The sequence below is a fragment of the Chelatococcus asaccharovorans genome (genome assembly GCF_003201475.1).
GTDB lineage: Bacteria > Pseudomonadota > Alphaproteobacteria > Rhizobiales > Beijerinckiaceae > Chelatococcus > Chelatococcus asaccharovorans.
Window position 1 is genome coordinate 199386 of sequence record NZ_QJJK01000004.1, and the last position, 20111, is coordinate 219496.

The window sequence follows — 20111 nt, forward strand, 5'->3', positions numbered from 1 at the left end:
GTCTATGTTGCCTGCCGGCAGGCGCTGGATTCAGTCATGATATTACTGAACTAGGCGAAGTGGGAGTTGGGCCGCACGGACGGGACTTACGCCGATTTCCAGTCGGAAGGCGACAAGGCCTGGAATGCGCTCGATATCGCGGGGCAATTCGAGAGTGTTCGCGCCCATGCGGAAAGAATCGCTGCCGATTGTCTAGAAGGTCGCGCACCGAACGTTCTGCCAGTTTGCGAGCTTGAAGCACGCGGGACCGAGATTCAGTTCGCAGCTGACGTCCCTCTTGTTCCTTCCATCTGCCCGGTCGTGATACTTGCCGGTTCCAACTACGACATGGGACGCCAGTACGCCCGACAGGTCATCGAGATCTATGGCGGATGGATTTTTCGCCGTCAGGCACAGCGGAGCTTCTCTGAGGACGAGAGGCGCGAAATGGCTCGGTGGGAAGAGCAACTCGCGACCTATATGCCCGAGATTCTGGACTTCGTCCGCGGTTGGGCAGAAGGCGCAGGCGATGCGGGCGTTCCGATGAGCTACGAACAGGTTCTCGCGATCTGGACCGGCACGCTTCCCCCGTCACGCAGTGTGCGCCCGATGGCTCTTGCGCTGACCGACACCCATAATAAGATCACCACTGCCGCCTATCTTGGGGTCAGCACCGCCACCCTTGACCATGATGATATGTGCAGCGGCGCCTGTGCATGGGGAGAAGCGACGCCAGACGGCAAACTGGTGGCCGGCGCGACCACCGATCACGATTGCACCTTTCAGGCGACCATCGTCGCCTATCCAGAACGCGGCAACAGCTTCATTTACACCCCGTTCTCGGTGAACGGTTCCATTCCGGTGCTTGGGCGCTTCTTCATGGCCGGCCATCCGGGAATGAACAGCAAGGGTTTGGCCTATGTGCACCATGGCGGCGCCAATACCGGCGAGCCCCGTGAGCAATGGGGATACGGGGTGCGTCGCGGCCCGGCGACGTTTCACCTGATGCAGTTCGCAGCGAGCGCGGTCGAAGCGCGGGATATCCAGATCGGCTGGCCAGTCGGCGATACTGCAATCTCGCTTGGTACCGCTGGAGGGCTTTTCGCGGATGCACGATATGGTTGCTCGATCGAGGCTCGGGCCGGCAGCCCTGATAATCCCGACCCGATCATTCGTGAAGGGACCTATGACGCGTTGGGCCGGAGCTATTCCTTTCTCTACGCGACTAACAACGCTCTTGATCCCCGCTCACGATGGCTGAACGCCGCTCCCGCGCAGGGATGCCGATATAGTCTCGCTGGAGGGTGGCATACCTTTGACCCCAGCGCGATCTTCTCAGGCGATGCTGGCGAAGCTTTTCGCCGGCTCAGTTCGAAGAACAGCGAGGGCCGCAATCGCCAATTCTATGCATCGCTGATGCTTGGCTATGGCCGGATCGACGCCAGCTACATGACGACGGTCTATCGTCAGACCGGCTCTATTCCCGCCGGAGATTATGACGAGGTCTGCGCCGCCTGGCACAAGGGTGCGCAATGGGATTGTTCCGCTGCTCATCGCGCCAATGCCTTTACCGTGGTGATGGAACCCGCCGCTGATGGTACCGGACGGTACCACGCCTGTGTGGGACCGGCGGATCGCGCGCTGGCCTGTCGCGACCCAGGACATGGGTACTATTACTACGACGAGACAAATGCCTTCTGGACTTTGACCCTGGCGGACACGCCAGAACAACTGGTTGCCGATGCGGGGAATACCGCCCGGAGAGAGATCCTGCGGGCTGGCCGCATGCTGGACCATCTTGCGGTCGGCTTCGCAGGCAAGGCGCTGCTGAGCCGGTATCTTGATCTCGCGCATATCTCGCTACAAAAGGCTGACGATTTATGCACTGGCGCTGATCTGCCTGACCGTGACTCGAAGCTGGCGCATCTCGCGAAGATTACGCGATATTTCACGCGCGCACAGGTCCGCGCCAGACAAGTCATCGAGGCGATTGAGCCGCCGCCCACGGACCCGAAAACATTGATCACGCCTCCTGTTGCCGGGGCCGCGATATACAATCGGGAGGCAGTGTGATGCGCGTAGCCAAGTTTTCCTTACATACAATTCGAGCTATATTCCTGTTGTTGATCCTCGGCTGCCCCATACAGGGATTTTCGCAGGAGCTTCGCGTCGGGGTGCAGGTCGGGCCAACCACGCTTGATCCTCACTTCTTTAACTACTTTGCCAATATTGGAAATCTCGGCAATATATACGAGGCGCTCGTCACTGAAGACAGAGAGGGCAAGATCCAGCCGCAACTCGCGACCTCGTGGGAGACCGTCACGCCGACCGAATGGCTGTTCCATCTGCGCGAGGGCGTAAAATTCCACAATGGCGCGGCTTTTGGCGCGCAGGATGTCGCGTTCTCGATCGCTCGGACAAAGACCGTCCAGGGATCTCCCGGCTCGTTCGTGACTTTTACGGCGCAAATCAAGGCTGTGGAAGTCATCGGCCCGCTAACCCTCAAGATTACTACTTTTTCCCCAGCGCCATATTTTCTGTTCGACCTGGCACGGGTATTTATCGTCAGTGCCGGATCGTCTGCCGCCAGTACTGCGGAATACAACCAGGGCACTGCGGCGATCGGCACCGGCCCCTTCCGCTCCGCAAGCTGGTCACAGAATGCGGAATGGATGCTTCAGCGCAATGATGCCTGGTGGGGGGCAGCGCCGCCTTGGGCGTCTGTTCGCGTTCGCATCATACCCAATGATGCCGCGCGTGTGGCCGCCCTGCTGGCCAAGGACGTCGACTTGATCGATCGTGTGCCATCATCGGACATGGCACGGCTGGAAGCCAGCAAGCAGTTCGCGGTTTCATCTCGCCCCGGGCTGGAAGTATTTGTGCTCAACATCGATACCCAGCGAGAAACGTCGCCCTTCGCTCGGGCCCCGACATCGGGGCAGACAAAAAACCCGCTGCGCGAGCCCGCGATACGCCGTGCACTCTCGTTGGCGATCAACCGGAAACTTCTCGTCGATCGCGTTTTCGAGCAGAGTGCGGTGCCCGCGTTCGAACTGTCCGATGTCGGTGATCAGGAGAGGACGGGACTTGCACCGCAGGATTATGATCCGGTTCAGGCAAAGGCTTTGCTCGCCGAAGGCGGATTTCCCGATGGCTTCGAGCTGACCCTTCATGGCTTTTCGGGTGTGATTGCCGGTGATGTGCAGCTTATTCAGGGCGTGGCGCAGTTCTTTTCGCGCGTCGGCGTGAAGACACGCGTTGAGACCATGCCCCCAACCGTTCTTTTTCCTGGCGCCAGCCGTGGTGAATGGAGCATTTATCTGACCGGTTCAACCACGCCATATGCTATTGCGCCCTATAAGTTCTTCGTGATGACCCCTAATCCAGACAAAGGATATGGTTCAGGCAATCGGCTTCGCTTTTCCAATGATCGTCTGGATGACGTGTTGAGCAAGGCTCTCGTGACGATGGATGCCACCGAACGTCTAGGGCTGATCAAGCAGGCCGCGACATTGGTTCGGGAACTCGCTCCGGTCATACCCTTGTTCCATCCTGTCTATAGCTGGGCATCGAACCGCGAGGTTGCCGACTACGAGGCCTGGGCCCTTCCCTTTACGCGGGTCATGTACGCGCGCCCGACTGCGAGATAGTTGCTACCCGCGCTTGTTGAAGCCGCGGCCACCGCTTTGGGACAGTCCGAGGTCCCAACAACACAGTTGCGGATTGAGATAATCAATTAAATATCCGCGTGTTCAGGCAGGCGTGTACATGATGACTTGGCTTCTGCGGCGCCTCGTCCAGGCGCTGTTTATTGTCCTGGCGATGACGATTATCGTCTTCGTCGGTGTGAACGTGATCGGCGATCCCGTCGATGTCCTGATCCCCCCGGATGCCGACCAAGCGGAACGGGCTCGCGCAATGGTCGCTCTCGGCCTCGACAAGCCGCTATGGGAGCAATATCTGCGCTTCCTGCTCGGCGTGTTGCAAGGCGATCTCGGCCGCAGCTTCGTCTATAATGAGCCGGCGCTCCAGTTGATCGGAAGTCGTCTGCCGGCGACCATGGAATTGGCAGTTACGGCCGTTCTGCTCTCCATCGTTGTCGGTATTCCGCTCGGAATGTTTGCCGGGCTGAAGCCGGATTCTTGGCTCGCGCGCGCTATCATGGCGGGTTCCATTCTCGGCTTTTCGCTACCGACATTCTGGGTCGGGCTGATGCTGATCATGGTTTTTGCTGTGCAATTGGGCTGGCTGCCGAGCACCGGACGAGGAGAGACCGCGGCGCTATTTGGGGTGCAATGGTCCTTCCTCACCCGCGACGGACTGGCCCATATGATCCTGCCGGCACTCAATCTCGCGCTTGGCAATATAGCGCTGGTGCTGCGGCTGACGCGCGCCGGTGTACGCGAGCATCTGCAGCTGGAATATGTGAAGTTCGCGCGTGCAAAAGGGCTGTCTCCGGCGCGGGTGCTGTTCGTTCATGTCATGAAGAACATCATGATCCCGATCGTAACGGTGATCGGACTGGAGTTCGGCAGTGTCATCGCTTTTGCGGTTGTCACGGAGACCGTGTTTGCCTGGCCCGGCATGGGTAAACTCATCATCGACAGCATCAACGTGCTCGATAGACCGGTCATTGTCGCCTACCTGATGGTGATTGTGTTCCTTTTCGTGGCCATCAACCTGCTGGTTGACCTGCTTTACACAGTATTGGATCCCCGCGTGCGGCTGGAGACGAGGGAATGAGCGCGACAGTTCCTTTGAAGGAAGAGACGCCCTTCCGGCGATTCGTGTGGGAGTTTTCCTCCAGCAGCCTGGCGGTGGCCGGGTTCCTGACGGCTGTCGTGATCACTCTGATGGCGCTTCTGGCTCCCATCCTTGCACCACAGAACCCTTATGACCTCGTTCACCTCGACATCATGGATGGACGGCTGCCGCCCGGTTCGGAGTCGATGAGCGGCATGACGTTCTGGCTGGGCACCGACGATCAGGGGCGAGACATGCTGTCCGGCATCATGTACGGTCTCCGCATCTCGCTGGGCGTCGGCGTGGGCTCGGCGGTTATTGCTGGCCTCATCGGCTCCGCATTGGGGCTGATCGCTGCTTACCTGGGTGGCAAGACCGAGACGGCGATCATGCGGCTGGTCGACCTGCAGCTTTCCTTTCCGTCGATACTTGTGGCGCTGATGATCCTCGCCTTTCTGGGCAAGGGCGTGATGAATGTGATGCTGGCGCTCGTGATCGTAGAATGGGCGCGCTATGCGCGTACCGCGCGCAGTGCTGCCCTGGTGGAACGCCGGCGGGAATATATGGAGGCCGCCGCCTGTCTCGCGCTGCCGCGCTGGCGGCTGCTGTTTCGCCATCTGCTGCCGAATTGTCTGCCTCCGCTGATCGTTATCGGCACCATCCAGATCGCCCGCGCGATTACGCTGGAGGCCACCTTGTCCTTTCTTGGATTGGGTGTGCCTATCACCGAGCCTTCACTCGGTCTGCTCATTGCGAACGGCTATCAATACATGCTCTCGGGAAAATATTGGATCAGTTTCTATCCGGGCATTGCTCTGCTGGTTACTATCGTGGCGATAAACCTGATGGGCGACCAGTTGCGCGATGTACTCAATCCCCGGCTGCAAAAGTGAAAGCACGGCGATGAGCGAGATTACGCTGGAGGTTCAGGGCCTCTCGACGCATTTCGAGACACGCGCGGGTACCATCCGTGCTGTTGACGATGTCAGCTTCTCCGTGCGGCGCGGGCGCGTGTTGGGGCTCGTGGGCGAGTCCGGCTCGGGCAAGTCGGTGACAGGCTTCTCCGTCCTTGGCTTGGTCGATCCGCCCGGGCGGATCGCCGCCGGGCGCATCCTGTTCAAGGGACGGGACCTCACGAAGCTCGGCGAGGCCGAGCTTCGTGGGCTGCGCGGCAACCGCATCGCGATGATCTTCCAGGATCCGATGATGACGTTGAATCCGGTGTTGCGCATCGATACGCAGATGATGGAGACGGTATTCGCCCATGCGGAGGTGTCCCGTCGGGAGGCGTGGGTTCGCTCGCGCGATGCTTTGGGAATGGTGGGCATTCCGAGCCCTGAAGAGCGTCTGTCTGCCTATCCGCATCAGTTCTCCGGGGGTATGCGCCAGCGCGTTGCCATCGCCATTGCCCTGTTGCATCAGCCCGATCTCATCCTGGCCGACGAACCCACAACGGCCTTGGATGTCACTATCCAGGCCCAGATTCTCGCTGAGGTGCAAAGGCTTGCGCGTGATCATGGAACAGCGCTGATCTGGATCACCCACGACCTTTCGGTGGTCGCCGGCCTCGCCGACGAGGTGGCGGTGATGTATGCCGGCCGCATCGTCGAGAATGGGCAGGTGAGCCAAGTGCTGAAGCGGCCGATGCATCCCTACACTCATGGGCTCATCGGCAGCGTACCGAGCCGCAACAAGCGAGGCAGCAAGCTCCGGCAAATTCCGGGTATGACGCCTTCTCTCCTGAACTTGCCGACCGGCTGCGCCTTCCGCACCCGCTGTCAGCAGGCGGATGAGAAGTGCGAACTGGACCCACCTATCACCGCGCCGGCCGAGGGACGCATGCTGCGCTGCTTCAATCCGCAGTTGGAGGCGATCGTATGAGCATCGTAAGAAATCCATCGGGCGCAGGCACGCCTGTCATCGAGCTCAAAGGCGTCTCCAAGCGCTTCGGCCGGACGCATCACGATGTGGCGGCGCGTGCCGGCAGATCGCTGAAACGTGCGTTCGGGGGCGAGGTGAAGGAGGCGGTTGTACGTGCCGTGAACGATGTCGACCTCACAATCAACAGAGGTGAGGTCGTTGGCCTTGTCGGCGAATCCGGCTGCGGCAAGTCGACCGTTGGGCGGATGGTCGCCGGAATAATGCCGCCGTCGGACGGCCGTGTGCTGTTCCATGGACGCGATGTCGCCACTCTGGCAGCTGCCGAGGCAAAGCAGGCCGCGTTGCAGATACAGATGATTTTTCAGGACCCCTACGCTAGTCTGAATCCACGCTTGCGGGTGGCTGAGATCGTCGGCGAGGCACCGTGGGTCCATGGGCTGGTGCAGCGCGATGCTTGGGAAGGCTATGTGGATGATCAGCTACGTCGCGCAGGTCTCGATCCAGCCTACAAGCGTCGCTATCCCCATCAGTTCTCCGGCGGTCAGCGTCAACGGATAGGTATTGCCCGGGCACTCGCCGTGCAGCCCGAATTTCTGGTCTGCGATGAGGCGGTGGCGGCGCTGGATGTATCGATCCAGGCGCAGATCCTGAATCTGTTCATGGATCTGCGCGCTGAGCTAGACCTGACCTATCTGTTCATCAGCCATGACCTCGGCGTGGTCGAGCATCTTTCCGATCGCGTGGTGGTCATGTATCTCGGGCGGATTGTGGAGGAGGCTCCGACAGACGCGATCTTCCGCAACGCCAATCACCCCTACACCAAGGCCTTGCTGGAAGAAGTGCCGCGCATCGATACGCGCAAGCGGCAGTTCGCCGCGATCAAGGGCGAGATTCCGAGCCCGCTGAATCCGCCGCCAGGTTGCCATTTCCACCCGCGCTGTCCGCATGTCATGCCGGTTTGCCGGGAAGTCGTCCCGGCGCTGCGCGAGGTCGCGTCTGCGCATCGCAGTGCTTGCCATCTGAATGGGCGGCAGCCTGCTCGCATGTCCGGAGGCGAATACTCTGCGTGTCAGCGATGAGTCGGCAGCCGCGCGATAGGTGCTGCAAAGCCATCGCCATCCTACCCTGCAAGCGTGATCCCGGTTCGAGCCAGCCTCTGAGCCGGGCGCGCTTGGCTCCACCTAATGAAAAGGTGATGGGGAAAAGCGGCATTCACTTTTCCCCGTCACGTTCAGGCTCACGGCGTTTCATATCGGGATATGATTATGGTGTCTTCAAGCGAAATTGACTCGGATTTTCGTATCCAGTGCCATGACGCATTGTTGGACAAACGCGCGCGCCTCTTCAGCGTCGACCGCGTCGATGAGCTCAGCCATGACGAGGGCATCGGCTACTGGCTTTCCATTGACGACTACGGTCCGCTGGAGGCTCGGCACTCGCGTGCGGATGTGGGCGGAAAAACCGTGAAAATCGAAGTTCTCCGAGGAGGTGTCGATAAAATGCGCTTTGGCCGCGGCGTGATTGCCGAGGCCCGCGATTTCCACCTCTCGGTGAGCATGCAGCGTGCAGAGAGGGATCAGCCCTGCCTTGAGGCATCCCAGAACCGCGACGACGAGATTGGGGCTGTTGCCGACCTGGAAGATGATCCGGTCGAGCGGCTGCAGGCCCAGCTTTGCGAAGGCCAATGCCGCGCGGTCAGACAGAATGTCCAACGCGTCGTAGGTCAGGCTCCAGCCGTCTCCGATCAGCGCGATGCGGCCCTTGTTCCGGTCAAAGGATTCGCGAAAGGCGGCGGCAAGCGAGCGTGCTTCCAGCGCGCCAGAGGCGAGATAGCGTTCCAGATCAGCGATGGGAGGATAAGTCACGCCCGGCATGGGCCGGCGAACGCCGATCGGCAGGCAACGGATGTCCATCAGCGCGCTACCGTCGTGAAGTTGTTCGACAGGAGCCATTGACGAACGATCTCTCCGGCACGCTGCTGCCCGCCTAGCTCTCCTTTGGCAACCGGCTTGCCGTGGTGGTTGCCCGGAAGATCGTGGCGCGCGACCTCGGCATTGCCCAGCAGACTCTCCAGCTTGTCGGCCTCGCTATCGAACACGCTGTTGTCACCGCTGTAGCGAACCATGCAGACCGGCTGGCGGATGTGCGGAGCGCAGTTTTCCATCGTGGCGTTCGACGAAATAGCTGACCAGTTCGAGAGCCAACTCTCAGGCGTGCAGATCCGGCCAAAGCCAACGCTACCCCAGTTCGAGCTGATTGGGTTTCCTCCCCAGAGACTGCCGTAGGCCCGCGCCGACGGTTCAATCGACAAGTCCCAGCAGCGCAGGTCCGCGTCGGTCCGCCAGATCGTCATGATCGGCGACCAGGTGGCAGAAAGGCGTTCCGTCATCGTCGCCGTTCCGTCCTTGACTGCACGCCGGGCGGCTGCTTTCCGCGCCAATAGCGAACGGGCCCGTTCGTCCAGCCGCATGACCCGCCTAGCTTGTGCGGCTCGATATCGTTCGATGAAATCGGCATCATATCGGCTCGATGAGGGGGGCGCCTGAAAGCCGTTGGCGGGATCGAACGGGTTGAGCGCCGCATCCGTTGCGAACGGATCATCCTCATCGATGACCGAGGGGTCGAGGCAAGCCTGCATGAGGAGGCCTTGGCCCAGATGCGAAGAAATGAGGACGAGCCCGTCCGCTTCCGGCATTTCGGCTCCAGTCAGATCGACCGGCCGGCCCGCTGGGGTTTGCGCGATACGCTCTTGCGGTGGCCGGGCTGCCTGCTGGCAATAGAAGGCCGCCAAGGGTCCGCCACCTGATGTTCCCTGGAGAACAGTGCTTCGAAAACCTTGCAATCGTAGAAAGACCTGACCTGCGGCCAGATCGGGCAGCGCCGTCTCATGTTCAAGCCGAAGGTTGTTGTTGGGCGACCGTGAGCCTTGGACCCAGAAAGCGCATCCGCCCTGGAGTATTTCCGGTGCCATATATTGGGGAACGGTCATCTCGCGTGGATGCATGGCGCAAACAACGGTACGTTCTCCACCGCGTTGCATCAGAAAGCCGACGACCGAGGCGCCGTCGTGAGCGCGAATTGAATGGGCGGTTATCCTTACATCCGCGGGCAGTTTGGAGGCATCCCAGTGTGCTCCTCTCAGCCCCGCCGTCGTCGTAGCGACCGGCGTTGCGCATCTGTCGGCCGCAAGCGTACCCATTTTTCCTCCCCACGCAGATCCGAGGTCCAGCGCTCGCGAGGAGTTAACAAGGGAGCCGAGAGGCACGGAACTTCATAATATGGATAGTCGAGATCACCACGGTGAATAGAACGATCAGACCCCTTTTCGTTCCTTCGAGCCGCATGTGGAGACGGCGACGATGACATTGGAGCGATGTAATGAAAAAAGGACGTGACAAGGTATGCCGGGTTACACTGGAGCCGATCAGTTTTTGATGTCGGACTGGCCGACGTCGAGTCCAGGTTGAGCGTGGGTCCTCATGGGGGACCGAGCTTCTCGGCGATGATGTTACGGCAGGTCGATTAACGAGCGGGACCTCTTTATAGCCTCGGAGTTCAACAGACGAAAATGGACGTCCTCGGCCGCGCGGACGTTATCGTGCTCGCAATTTACCCTCATCCAAAATCCTGCGGCGTTTGGACATGAGTTCAATAATCTGTTGCCGGAGCCACCGGCTCCCCTGGTCCTTCTGCTGACGGATATGCCACCCTAAGCGAATCGTTATTGCTGGGCAGTCAAATGGAATCTTAAGTATGACGAGATCGGATCTCTGAGCCAACTCATCGGCCACCAGACTGGGCACGATCGCAATCATGTCAGTCTGGTCCAGAATGCCGGCCAGGACCATGAAATGCGGCACCTCCAGCGCAACCCGTATTTTCCAGTGGTGAGTTTGAACCAGGGTGTCGAGCGCCGCACTGACCGAATTGGGAGGTCGCACAACAACATGATCGCTCGCGACGACTTGCTCAATCCTGGCAATGCGATCAGGACCGGCGCCAAGCTCAAGCGAATGTCCTCTTTTGCATACGATGACATTGTGCTCGTCGAACAGCCTGCGTAGAACGAAGGTGCCGGCCGTCGGTTGTAGATTGCCGATCGCAAGATCGGCCTCGTCGGTCTCGAGCAGTTCCAGATATCGGGCGATGGGACACTGCAGAACCCGTATGTCCAGCATCGGGGCCTTGGTCCGAAGCAGTGGCATCAAGCGCGGCAGGAACACCATTTCCCCGGCGTCGGTCATGAGCACGCGGAACCGACGTCTGGTGCCTGTGGGATCGAACGGCGCTGCCCGCTCAAGGCCCTGTCGAATGAGCCGCAAGCCTTCAGATAGTGAGGGGCCTGCGGCGAGTGCGAATGGTGTGGGCTCCATCCCGCGTCGCGTGCGAACAAAGAGGTCATCATCGGTCAATGCACGCAGGCGTCGCAAGGCATTCGACACCGCAGGCTGCGTCATATGCAGCGCATCGGCGGCATCTGATACGCTTTGGTGAACCATTAAGGCATCGAAGATGCGGACGAGATTGAGATCGAAAGCTGTCATATCTACACACCGGACATGGAATTTATAGATAGATAGTGTACGTTCGCCAATTTGACCATAACCTCCGTGGGAAACAAGACCAGCGAGATTGCAGGGAGACGATAGGAAGCGCTGCATTCAACCAAGCAACTAACCAATCTCCTAGTTCAACAGAGGCTGCAGTTTGGGTTGGGAGAGTAAAGAGCATCCGCTACAGCCGGAGCTATTGGGCAGCGGCAACGATGAACGCTTCAAGGAAGCGCTAGTCGTGCGATATACTGCGCGTCTTCATTGTTCGCACCACAGGAGTAGCGCGTCTCCGCGCGCTCGACCTCTACGGGGCAGCATCTCAGGCTTTGCAACAGAGCCTCGTATCGACGTGGCATCATTGCCAGGTCCCGCGATCAGCTGTGCTTTATCATGAGAGCGATATCGGCCTGCCCTGCACCGGGACCGCTGCAGTATAATAGGTATGCTCCACCGCTGCTGATGTGCGTACAACGCTGTCGCGGCGTCGTCATGAGGGCAGCAAGGGTTACTTGGGAGATGTGAGATATCGAGGCGTTGCGACCTATCGGCACGATACTGAATCCTGGGGTTGCCAGGGCATGGCGATGTCTAGCCAAATGTAACCGCCGGCTTTATCGCTTCTGTCTCATGCGAATCCAGTGCCCGGCACAGTCCTCGTAGATAGCCGGTAGAAAAAGCTCGGCCACGATGCCCCCATGGCGTGTCATGTGTCATCTGAGGGACATGATCGTCGATCACGAAGCCTCCGAAGCTGTTGCGCTGGAGTATTTTCAGGATGCGAACGATATCGATATCACCCTCATCGACAAAGCACTCCGCAAAATTGGGAACCGCGCCCTTAATGTTGCGGACATGAAGGTACTTGACCCGATCCTGACCGACGAATTCCACTGGATGCACGGGAGGGCTCATCTGGCGCTCTATGTGCCCGTGCCATGCAGCGCTTTGCGGAGGCGCCGCCTCGTCATGGTTCGTTCAGGTCGAACGGCCCATGACGTTTGCCGGCTATCGTGTCTTACGACACGATGACGATGGAAGATTTCAGGCCGGTGCGTGGGCTTGCTTTGGCGTGCTGACTTTGTCGCCGTCACGCGCAAAAACCTGCTCACCACCGATCCATGTCTGGTTCGGCATCATGTCGCGCAGCTTTTCGGAGCTGACCGTGAGCGGGTTGTCGTCGAACACGACGAAATCCGCGAACTTGCCGGGTTCGAGCGAGCCGATCTCGTGCTCACGCCCGATCGAGCGCGCGGCAAAGCGGGTGTACATCCGCAGCGAGGTCATGACGTCAAGGTTCTCACCATCGGTCAGCGTCTCGCCATTGTTCATCTCACGCGCGACCATCGCCCAGATGCCGAACATCGGGACATGCTGCTTCGGGTGAATGCCGATCGCGTCCGAATTGCCGGGGACGGCGAACTTCTGCTCCAGCACCATCCGGCGCATCGGGAAGATGTCGGCGCCGCGCACAGGGCCGAGGTTCTTACGATAGCCCGCTGCCGTGGTGTAAATGAACGGGGGCTGTGGTACCGGCAGAACGCCGAGATCGGCGAATCGCTTCGCGCGCTCGTCAGTCCAGAGGCAGTTGCCGGCGTGCTCGATCCGGTGAGCCGCACCGTTGAATGCCTTGCGCTCCGGCAGAGCGGCAAAGGCATCCAGGACAACATCCTGCGCCAGATCGCCGATCGCGTGGACGCAGATCTGATAGCCCGCACCATGCAGCTTGCCGACGATCTCCGAGAATTCCTCGGGCTTGAACGAGAGGTGGCCCTTCAGGTCACTATCCCAATAGGGCTCGTACATCGCCGCGGCGCGGGAGGTCAGGCCCCCATCGATGAACATCTTCATTCCACCAAGCTTCAACCGGCTCGGATCCGCATCGGCGAAGCGCGCACTCATCTTTCCGGACAGGGCATCGTCCAGCGGGCAGACAGACGGCACCTTGGGATAGAGAGCGACGCGGATCTTCAGATCCTTGCGCCGCTCCATTTCCAGATAGGCGTCGACGCCGCCACGGAACAAGGTGAACTCGGTAATCGCCGTGACGCCGTTCTCGAGAAAGCTGGCCTGAGCATTGGCGAGGGCCGGGCCGACTTCCTCATAAGGCCAGTCCGGCGCGTTCAGAGCATGCCACATGTCGTTGGATACGCCGTTCGGAACGCCGTCAGCATCACGTTCCAGATAGCCGCCGTCGGAGTCGGGCGTGTTCTTGTCGACGCCTAAAACCTCGAGGGCCTTTGAATTGAAGACATTAATGTGGAAGCTGAACCGGACCACCACGGGATGCTCGGTGCTGACGCGGTCGAGATCCCAGCGATTGGGATAACGGCCCTCAGCGATGTGCTGGTTCTGATAATGCATGCCCTGGCCGAGGATCCATTGTCCGGCCGGCAGGGTCGCCGCCTTTTCGGAGAGGCGCTCGACCATGTCGTCGATGGACCGCACCAGCGGCGGCTTCACGTTGACGGCGATGTTCCAGCCATAGGCGATCATCTCCATATGGGTGTGGGCATCGATCAGGCCGGGAACGACAGTCTTACCGCCCATATCAACGATCGCGGCGCCCTCCGCCTGTTCCGGGGACGGATCGATTGCGACCACCCTGCCGCGGTCGATCAGCAGTGAACGGGCTGTAGTCCCGGCATCGTCCATGGTCAGGATGGTGGCGTTGGTGACGAGAAGCTTCCCGGTCGGCATGCCACGCGCCTTCGTAGCGTTCTGATTGGCGACATCTCGGTTGCTCATAGGTCAGTTCTCCCTGGACCAAAAACTGCCGGAGTTGATCCGAAGCAGTGGCCTGATTTGGATTGGTGATGCGCGGGCACTGATGCGCCCGTAGGTGATCGTGTCAGCCTTTGCTGAGGACGGTCCGGATGCCGATGAACCGCTCAACCAGCAGGACGAGGGTGAGAGCGACAAGCGAGCCGAGGCTTGCCACGGCATAGAGGCCGGGGGTGTTTGAGACTTCGGCACTGCCGAACAGATAAACGGGGAAGGTCGTCATCTTCGAACCGGCGAGGAACATCGTCACCGCCACATCCTCGAAGGACATGATGAAGCTCATGAACATTCCGGCGACGATGCCGGGTCGCATTAGCGGAATGATCACCCGGACCAGCGTCGTCAGCGAGCCTGCCCCAAGTCCGGCCGCCGCCTCGTCATACTGATCGCTCAGAGCCGAAAGGCGGGCGATGGTCGGCACCAGCACGAAGGGGAAGGTGTAGACCGTGTGCGCGATCAACAATCCCATGAAGGTGCCGACCAGCGGAACGGCAAGTGCGCCCTGCCAGAAGTAGAAATACTGAAGGATGGCGACGCCGAGAATGATCGCTGGAAACTGCAGCGGGCTGCGCAGAGCTGCCTCGATGAACGCCTTGCCGCGAAGATTGCTCTTCACCATAGCAATGGCGGCCGGGATACAGAACAACGCCGACAGTGTCGCACAGCAGAGGCCGAGCAAAAGGCTTCGCAGAAACGTGTCGACGGCGACCTGCGGGATCTGCAGGTAGGAGGCCAGCGACCAGTCCCGCGGCGGAAAGATCACTGTCGTCGAATTGAACGAGACGATCACGACCACGAAAAGCGGCATCACCAGAAAAGCCACGGCCAGCACGGTCAGCGCATGCATCGCACCGCAAAGCACCGTGTCCACACCACGTGAGATGATGGTCTTCATGACGAGCCCCTCGCTCGCACGCTACGGCGCCAATGGGTGAGGAGAAGGATGAAGATCGCGACGGCGCTGATCATCACCACCAACATCACCGACAGCGCCGCGGCGTAGCCGAATTCGAAGAGAACCTGCGACGCCTGCTGGATCTGGATCGCGATGACATTCACGCGCCCACCGCCGAGCAGGACCGGCGTCGTGAAATAGGCCGCCGTCGCCATGATCGCGATAAGGCCGACAGGGACGGCGTTCATCCAGGTCATGGGCAGGTGAATGGTCAGAAAGGTGTTCCAGCGGGAGGCGCCAAGCCCGATGGCCGCGCGTTCATAATCACGCGGCAAGGCTTCGATCACGGGGATGAGCCCGACCATCACCACCGGAACCTGGATATGGATCATACCGATCGCGACCGCGGTGAAATTATTGATGAGTTGCAGCGGCTCCGAGACAAGGCCCAAGCCGATGAGCATCTTGTTTATCGGCCCTTCGAAGCCCAGTAGAACGCGCCAGCCGAGAGCTCGGGCGATGGTGCTGGTAAACAGCGAGGCAATGGCCGCCACGAAGATGATCTTGCCGATGATGGGGGGTCTACGCACAACCTGGAAGGCCAGCAGATAGCCGAGCAGCAGTGAGACGACGCCGGTCAGAATGCTCAGCAGAAGCGTCGTCGACAGCGAGCGGAGCACCGAGGCCGACCGCAAGGCGTCGGTAAAGTTGCGAAGCGAAAGGAATGAAGCCCCGCCAGCATCGACCACCACGCTGCCCCAGAGAAAATGCAGCACCGGGTAAGCGAAGAAAACAATGAAGAACAGCGCAAGCGGGATGATGCCAAATCTATACAAAGAGGATGACGAGGAACTCATCGTCCTTCCCCCGGTAAATCAGCCGGCAGCAGTCGCGCGTCCTGCGGCTGGAAGACAACAAAGACGTCGGCGCCTTCCTCGAACACGCCATGTCGATGCTGAACCGCAAGAAGGGAGCCCAGGCCGGGAGTTTCCAGCCGCAGATGGGTGTTCACGCCGTAGAACATGCGCTTCATCACCTTCGCCGGCAGCGCGCCCGGCTCGGCGCGGGACGTGCAGGTGATATCTTCGGGCCGCAGCGACACATAGCCGGCACTCGCGTCGGCCAGACTGCCCTCCGCCTCGAACTCATGGCCGGTTTTCGTCATCCGCACCCGCGCCCGGTTGCCGTCACGCGTCAGAACCTCGACCGGCAGCAGGTTGGTGGCGCCGAGGAACTCGGCGGTGAAGGCGGTCTTCGGCGCGTGGTAGAGCCGCCAGGGATCGCCGGCATCGACAATCTTCCCGCCACGCATGACGATGATCCGGTCGGACATCGCCATGGCCTCTCGCTGATCATGGGTCACGAGGATCATCGTGAGCTGCAACTCCTGCTGCAGAGAACGGATCTCTTCCTGCGCCCGCTCGCGCAGCTTGGTGTCGAGCGCGCCCATCGGTTCGTCGAGCAGCAGCAGGGTCGGGCGAATAACGATGGCGCGCGCCAGAGCCACGCGCTGCTGCTGACCGCCGCTGAGCTCGAACGGATATCGATCGAGATAGGTGTCCATCTGCACCATCGCGAGGGCCTCGATGGCGCGCCTGCGGCGCTCGGCCTTGGCGACACCCCGGGTCCGCAGTCCGAACTCGACGTTCTCGACGGTGCTGAGATGGGGAAAGAGCACGAAGTTCTGGAACACCATGCCGATGTCCCGGAACTGGGGAGGGACCGACGTGATATCCTTGCCATCGATCCGCATCGACCCGCCTGCCGGCTTCAGATAGCCGCCAATGGCGCGGAGCAGAGACGTCTTGCCGGATCCCGAAGGGCCGAGCAGGGATACCAGTTCGCCCTTCTCAATCGTCAGATTAAGGTCATCGATCGCAGTCCAACCGCCATAGACGATCTTCAGCGAGTCGATCTCAAGTCTGCTCATTGCCACGCCCTTGTCAGATGCGCTTGTTGGGAGGTTCGCCAAAAGGTTCGGGTGGCGTGCGTCTAAAAGTCTTCAGGCTCGGATACGGCAACGGACAGCGACCTGAGCCGCCCGTTGCCGCGCAGTGGGTCGTCAGCGAAGGATGCCCGCCCACTGTGTGGTCCACTCGCGCAGGTTCGCGAGGAAGGCCGGATAGTCGGGCAGGAACAACTTCGAGGGCTCCTTGATGATCCACTCGGCGGCCGACGCATCGGCGGCCATCACGGCATCGATCGCGGCTGCGGTCGGCGGCGTGCCGGCGATGAATATGAACAGCGGAACCGACGCCTTGGCCGCTTCATCCGACAGGAACTCGTTCATCATGAGCTCGACCAACTCCTTCTTGGGCGAGTTGGCAACGAGGACGAGGTTGTCCGGGTTGATCAGGTCGGAATATGTCTTGCCATTGGCGTCAATATTCCAGGTGGCATAGGCAACCGGGACGCCCTGCTTCTTCAGCGCGAGGCAGCGACCTTGATTATTGCCGACCGTCAGCCACACGTCGCCAGCGGACATCGCTGCGTCCATGTCGCCCGACGAGTTGAAGAAGCCATAGGCCTTCACCTTCGACGACAGGTTCTTGATGCTGCCGGACACGTCGCTGTAGCTGCCGCCCGCCGATAGGGCGATCGCCGGCGCGTTGATCAGCCACTGGGCGGCCGTGGTCGAGGGGAACATGACACGTCCCGCCAGACCCGGAGCCGACCAGACGGCGATGTCGTTGGGCACGCCTAACTTCAACTGCTCGAACTTGTCGGTCCGGTAGCAGTTGCCGTAGCGGTACGCCATGCTGGGGATGCCCGCCTTGATCTGCAGGCTCTCCGGCACCTTCTTCATGTTGGGGATCTTGGCCGGATCGACTGTCCCAACGACACCCTCCTGAATACCGCGCGCAAGGTTCGCGGAATCCATCAGCATCACGTCGATGTCCGGATTGCCGCCGGAGGCGCGGATGCTGGTGATGTTCTTGGACGGGCTGGACGGAATCCAGTTGATGGTGATGCCGGTACGCTCGGTGAAATACTTCCCGAAACTTGCGGCCCACTTGTCATTGAACGCACTTGAGTATCCCGCAAAGGAGATGCTCTGACCCGCGAAGCGACGGATATTACCCGCATCCTGCGCCAGCGCGCCATGGGTTGCGCCGATCACCAGCGCCACCGACAGCCCGCAAAGACGAATACTCATCTTCCAAAGATGAGAAGAAGGTTTCTTGTTGTACATCGATTCCGTTCCCCTGCTGATGTTTTTGCACGTTTTTACTTAGTGACGTATTCCTCGTCGGTCACGGCGCTCTGCCAGTCGACATTGCCAAAATGCAGGGCGATCTGGGTGACGAGGCCGGTCTCGCTGGCGCCATGCCAATGTTCGACACCCGGCTCGGTCCAGACGACATCGCCGGGATTGAGGATGACGCGCTCGCCGCCGCGTTCCTGGATCCAGCCCTCGCCGGAAACCGTGTAGATGAACTGCCCGCCTTCATGGGTGTGCCAGTGGGTGCGCGCTCCCGGGGGGAACATGATGTTGATCACCCGCGCATTGCCGGCATTGAGCAGGATGTCGGACCAGACATCGCCGGTATTCGTCGCCGAGCGCAGACCGGACGGCTCACCGTTCCGAATGGCTTTTCCGTGATACATTTTGATTCCTCTATATGTCCCGTCCCGGGCCCTCTGGTGCCGCAGACGGTTCAGCTAGTGCGCTGGGTGGAACTTGCCGAGCATCGTCCGGCTGGCGTTGTAGCCAGTCAGTCCGCTCATGAAGTTGCCGGGCCAATTGCCGACGCCGCACATGAAAAGACCCTCGATCGGGGTCGTGTAGTTCGAGCATCCCGGCATCGGCCGTGCGTCGAAGATCTTCCCAGGCACGATGTCACCATGGGCGCCGTTGCCCTCGGTCATGCCGTAATTCCGCTCAAGGTCGACGGGCGTGTAGACGCTGATGCCCTCGATGATGTCCTTGATGTTGCCGATGTTCCGGCTGAGCGTCTCGACGACGGCATTGCCAAGCGCCTCGCGCTGGTCGTCCCAACTGCCGTGGGACAGGTGGTATGGCGTGCCGCGAACACTGAGGCTCATGAAGTGGCAACCGGGCGGCGTCATCTCCGGATCGGCGGCAGACGACACCACGCCCGAGATCGTCACATGCGGCGACCAGCGGCCCATGGTTGCTTCGTTGTAGCTCTCCTGAAGCACGTCGATGCTTGGCACGACGCGGAAGTTCGTGCCGAGGAACTGGGTGTTTTCCTCGTCTGTCTCCGCGCGATTGAAGCGCGGCGTGCCTTTGAGAGCGAGGTGCACCTTGGAGGACGAACCGTGCATGGTCAGCTTCTTGGCCCGTTCCTCAATCTCGCGCGGCAGCTGGTTCGATGGCACCAGCCTGGTCAGCAAGGTCTTGGGGTTGACGTTCGCCAGCACCCGCGCGGCTTCGATCTCCTCGCCGCTTTCGAGCACGACGCCCCTTACCTTGCCGTTGTCGCAGAGCAGCTCGCGAACCGGGGCTTCAAGGCGGATTTCGACACCTAGGCTTTCGTTCGCCCGGGCCATCGCCTGCGTGACGGCGCCCACGCCACCGATCGGCGACGCGTTCTTCATCATCAACTCGTTGCTCTCGAAGACCACGCCGCTGCGGCGCATGGACTCTTCCTGCAGAGGGCGCTGCAGCAATATGTAGCCGCTGCCTGGTGTGCGAGGACCAACGAGATTCGTGGCCATCGCGGTGCCAGCGAGAAAGGACTTGAGCCAGGGCGACTTCAGATGGCGGTCCAGCACATCGGCCACGCTGCCGAACATGACGAGGTTGAACGCTTCCTTGTCGGCGGGCGTCGTGAAGCGCGCTGCAACCTCTTCGAGCGAGGGCGCGGGGTCGTAGAACGACACACCCATCTTCCGCGCCACGTCCTGGTAAAACTGCATGACGTCGGCGAAGCCCTGCATGTCGCCGGGTTCGGCAAGACGCTCCATCTCGGCGCGGCGACGCTCGCGCTCGGGCCACATGACCAGCGCGTCGCCGTTGGAAAACAGGGTCAGCGAATTGAGGGCGGGATGAGTGAGCCTCAGCCCGTGCTTTTCCAGCTCCATGTCGCCGGCAATGCGCGGATCGAGGCTATGGCAGGAATTGGCGATGCTGCTGCCGCGGTAGCCCGGGAATACCTCCTCGGTAATGCAGGTGCCGCCGACCTGGTAGCTCCGCTCCAGCATCAGCACCTTCAACCCCGCGCGTGCGAGATAGAAACCTGCGACCAGCCCGCTGTGGCCGGCGCCAACGATGATCACGTCATATTTCGACATTTCTGTTCGTCTCAATCTCG

General features: G+C 60.5%; 18 protein-coding genes. 6 read left to right on the forward strand and 12 right to left on the reverse strand.

Going from position 1 to position 20111, the window contains the following annotated elements:
- Nucleotides 1-66: 66 nt before the first annotated feature.
- Both C7450_RS10870 and C7450_RS10875 read left to right on the forward strand, forming a co-directional pair.
- The gene (locus C7450_RS10870) at nt 67-2052 is read left to right on the forward strand and encodes a C45 family peptidase (protein WP_110374471.1); all 1986 of its coding nucleotides are present in this window, start codon (nt 67-69) and stop codon (nt 2050-2052) included.
- Entirely contained in the window at nt 2052-3629 is a 1578-nt protein-coding gene (locus tag C7450_RS10875; RefSeq protein ID WP_110374472.1) for an ABC transporter substrate-binding protein, read from the forward strand. The genes C7450_RS10870 and C7450_RS10875 overlap by 1 nt, the downstream gene beginning before the upstream one ends.
- An 82-nt stretch (nt 3630-3711) precedes the next feature.
- Here the strand turns inward: C7450_RS10875 and C7450_RS34495 are convergent, their stop codons facing one another.
- The gene (locus tag C7450_RS34495; RefSeq protein ID WP_245449662.1) at nt 3712-3879 is read right to left on the reverse strand and encodes a hypothetical protein; all 168 of its coding nucleotides are present in this window, start codon (nt 3877-3879) and stop codon (nt 3712-3714) included.
- Between C7450_RS34495 and C7450_RS10880 the strand changes: the two genes are divergently transcribed.
- The 4 genes from C7450_RS10880 to C7450_RS10895 are packed head-to-tail and all read left to right on the forward strand — an operon-like array spanning nt 3802 to nt 7682.
- Nucleotides 3802-4722 (forward strand): ABC transporter permease, encoded by a 921-nt coding sequence (locus tag C7450_RS10880; protein WP_245449645.1) that lies wholly within the window; start codon nt 3802-3804, stop codon nt 4720-4722. The two genes, C7450_RS34495 and C7450_RS10880, sit on opposite strands and share 78 nt — an antisense overlap.
- Nucleotides 4719-5615 (forward strand): ABC transporter permease, encoded by an 897-nt coding sequence (locus C7450_RS10885; RefSeq protein ID WP_110374473.1) that lies wholly within the window; start codon nt 4719-4721, stop codon nt 5613-5615. The genes C7450_RS10880 and C7450_RS10885 overlap by 4 nt, the downstream gene beginning before the upstream one ends.
- Before the next feature lie 10 nt (nt 5616-5625).
- Entirely contained in the window at nt 5626-6603 is a 978-nt protein-coding gene (locus tag C7450_RS10890; RefSeq protein WP_110374474.1) for an ABC transporter ATP-binding protein, read from the forward strand.
- Nucleotides 6600-7682 carry an ABC transporter ATP-binding protein gene (locus tag C7450_RS10895; protein ID WP_110374475.1) on the forward strand — a complete coding sequence of 361 codons (1083 nt, stop codon included), beginning with the start codon at nt 6600-6602 and terminating at the stop codon, nt 7680-7682. The genes C7450_RS10890 and C7450_RS10895 overlap by 4 nt, the downstream gene beginning before the upstream one ends.
- 195 nt (nt 7683-7877) lie before the next feature.
- On the opposite strand, the gene C7450_RS10900 is transcribed toward C7450_RS10895, so the two are convergent.
- From C7450_RS10900 to C7450_RS10950, 11 genes are all read right to left on the reverse strand, one after another.
- The gene (locus tag C7450_RS10900) at nt 7878-8477 is read right to left on the reverse strand and encodes an AMP-binding protein (RefSeq protein WP_170147195.1); all 600 of its coding nucleotides are present in this window, start codon (nt 8475-8477) and stop codon (nt 7878-7880) included.
- A gap of 38 nt (nt 8478-8515) precedes the next feature.
- Nucleotides 8516-9802, reverse strand: coding sequence for a hypothetical protein (locus C7450_RS10905; protein ID WP_210206422.1), 1287 nt, complete (start codon nt 9800-9802; stop codon nt 8516-8518).
- Nucleotides 9803-10196: 394 nt separating this feature from the next.
- A complete protein-coding gene (locus C7450_RS10910; RefSeq protein ID WP_170147196.1) occupies nt 10197-11147 on the reverse strand; it encodes a LysR family transcriptional regulator in 951 nt (316 codons plus the stop codon).
- A gap of 597 nt (nt 11148-11744) precedes the next feature.
- Nucleotides 11745-12068 carry a mannonate dehydratase gene (locus C7450_RS10915; RefSeq protein WP_110374478.1) on the reverse strand — a complete coding sequence of 108 codons (324 nt, stop codon included), beginning with the start codon at nt 12066-12068 and terminating at the stop codon, nt 11745-11747.
- A 129-nt stretch (nt 12069-12197) separates the two neighbouring features.
- On the reverse strand, nt 12198-13901 hold the full coding sequence (locus C7450_RS10920; RefSeq protein ID WP_110374479.1) for an amidohydrolase: 1704 nt from the start codon (nt 13899-13901) through the stop codon (nt 12198-12200).
- Between the two features lie 103 nt (nt 13902-14004).
- A complete protein-coding gene (locus tag C7450_RS10925; protein WP_110374480.1) occupies nt 14005-14832 on the reverse strand; it encodes an ABC transporter permease in 828 nt (275 codons plus the stop codon).
- The gene (locus C7450_RS10930; RefSeq protein WP_110374481.1) at nt 14829-15689 is read right to left on the reverse strand and encodes an ABC transporter permease; all 861 of its coding nucleotides are present in this window, start codon (nt 15687-15689) and stop codon (nt 14829-14831) included. Before C7450_RS10930 ends, C7450_RS10925 begins: the two co-directional genes overlap by 4 nt.
- Nucleotides 15686-16762, reverse strand: coding sequence for an ABC transporter ATP-binding protein (locus C7450_RS10935; protein ID WP_110374482.1), 1077 nt, complete (start codon nt 16760-16762; stop codon nt 15686-15688). The genes C7450_RS10930 and C7450_RS10935 overlap by 4 nt, the downstream gene beginning before the upstream one ends.
- Before the next feature lie 132 nt (nt 16763-16894).
- Nucleotides 16895-18025 (reverse strand): extracellular solute-binding protein, encoded by a 1131-nt coding sequence (locus C7450_RS10940; RefSeq protein WP_110374483.1) that lies wholly within the window; start codon nt 18023-18025, stop codon nt 16895-16897.
- Between the two features lie 35 nt (nt 18026-18060).
- The gene (locus tag C7450_RS10945; RefSeq protein WP_110374484.1) at nt 18061-18441 is read right to left on the reverse strand and encodes a cupin domain-containing protein; all 381 of its coding nucleotides are present in this window, start codon (nt 18439-18441) and stop codon (nt 18061-18063) included.
- A 54-nt stretch (nt 18442-18495) separates the two neighbouring features.
- On the reverse strand, nt 18496-20091 hold the full coding sequence (locus C7450_RS10950) for a phytoene desaturase family protein (protein WP_110374485.1): 1596 nt from the start codon (nt 20089-20091) through the stop codon (nt 18496-18498).
- Between the last annotated feature and the right edge of the window lie 20 nt (nt 20092-20111).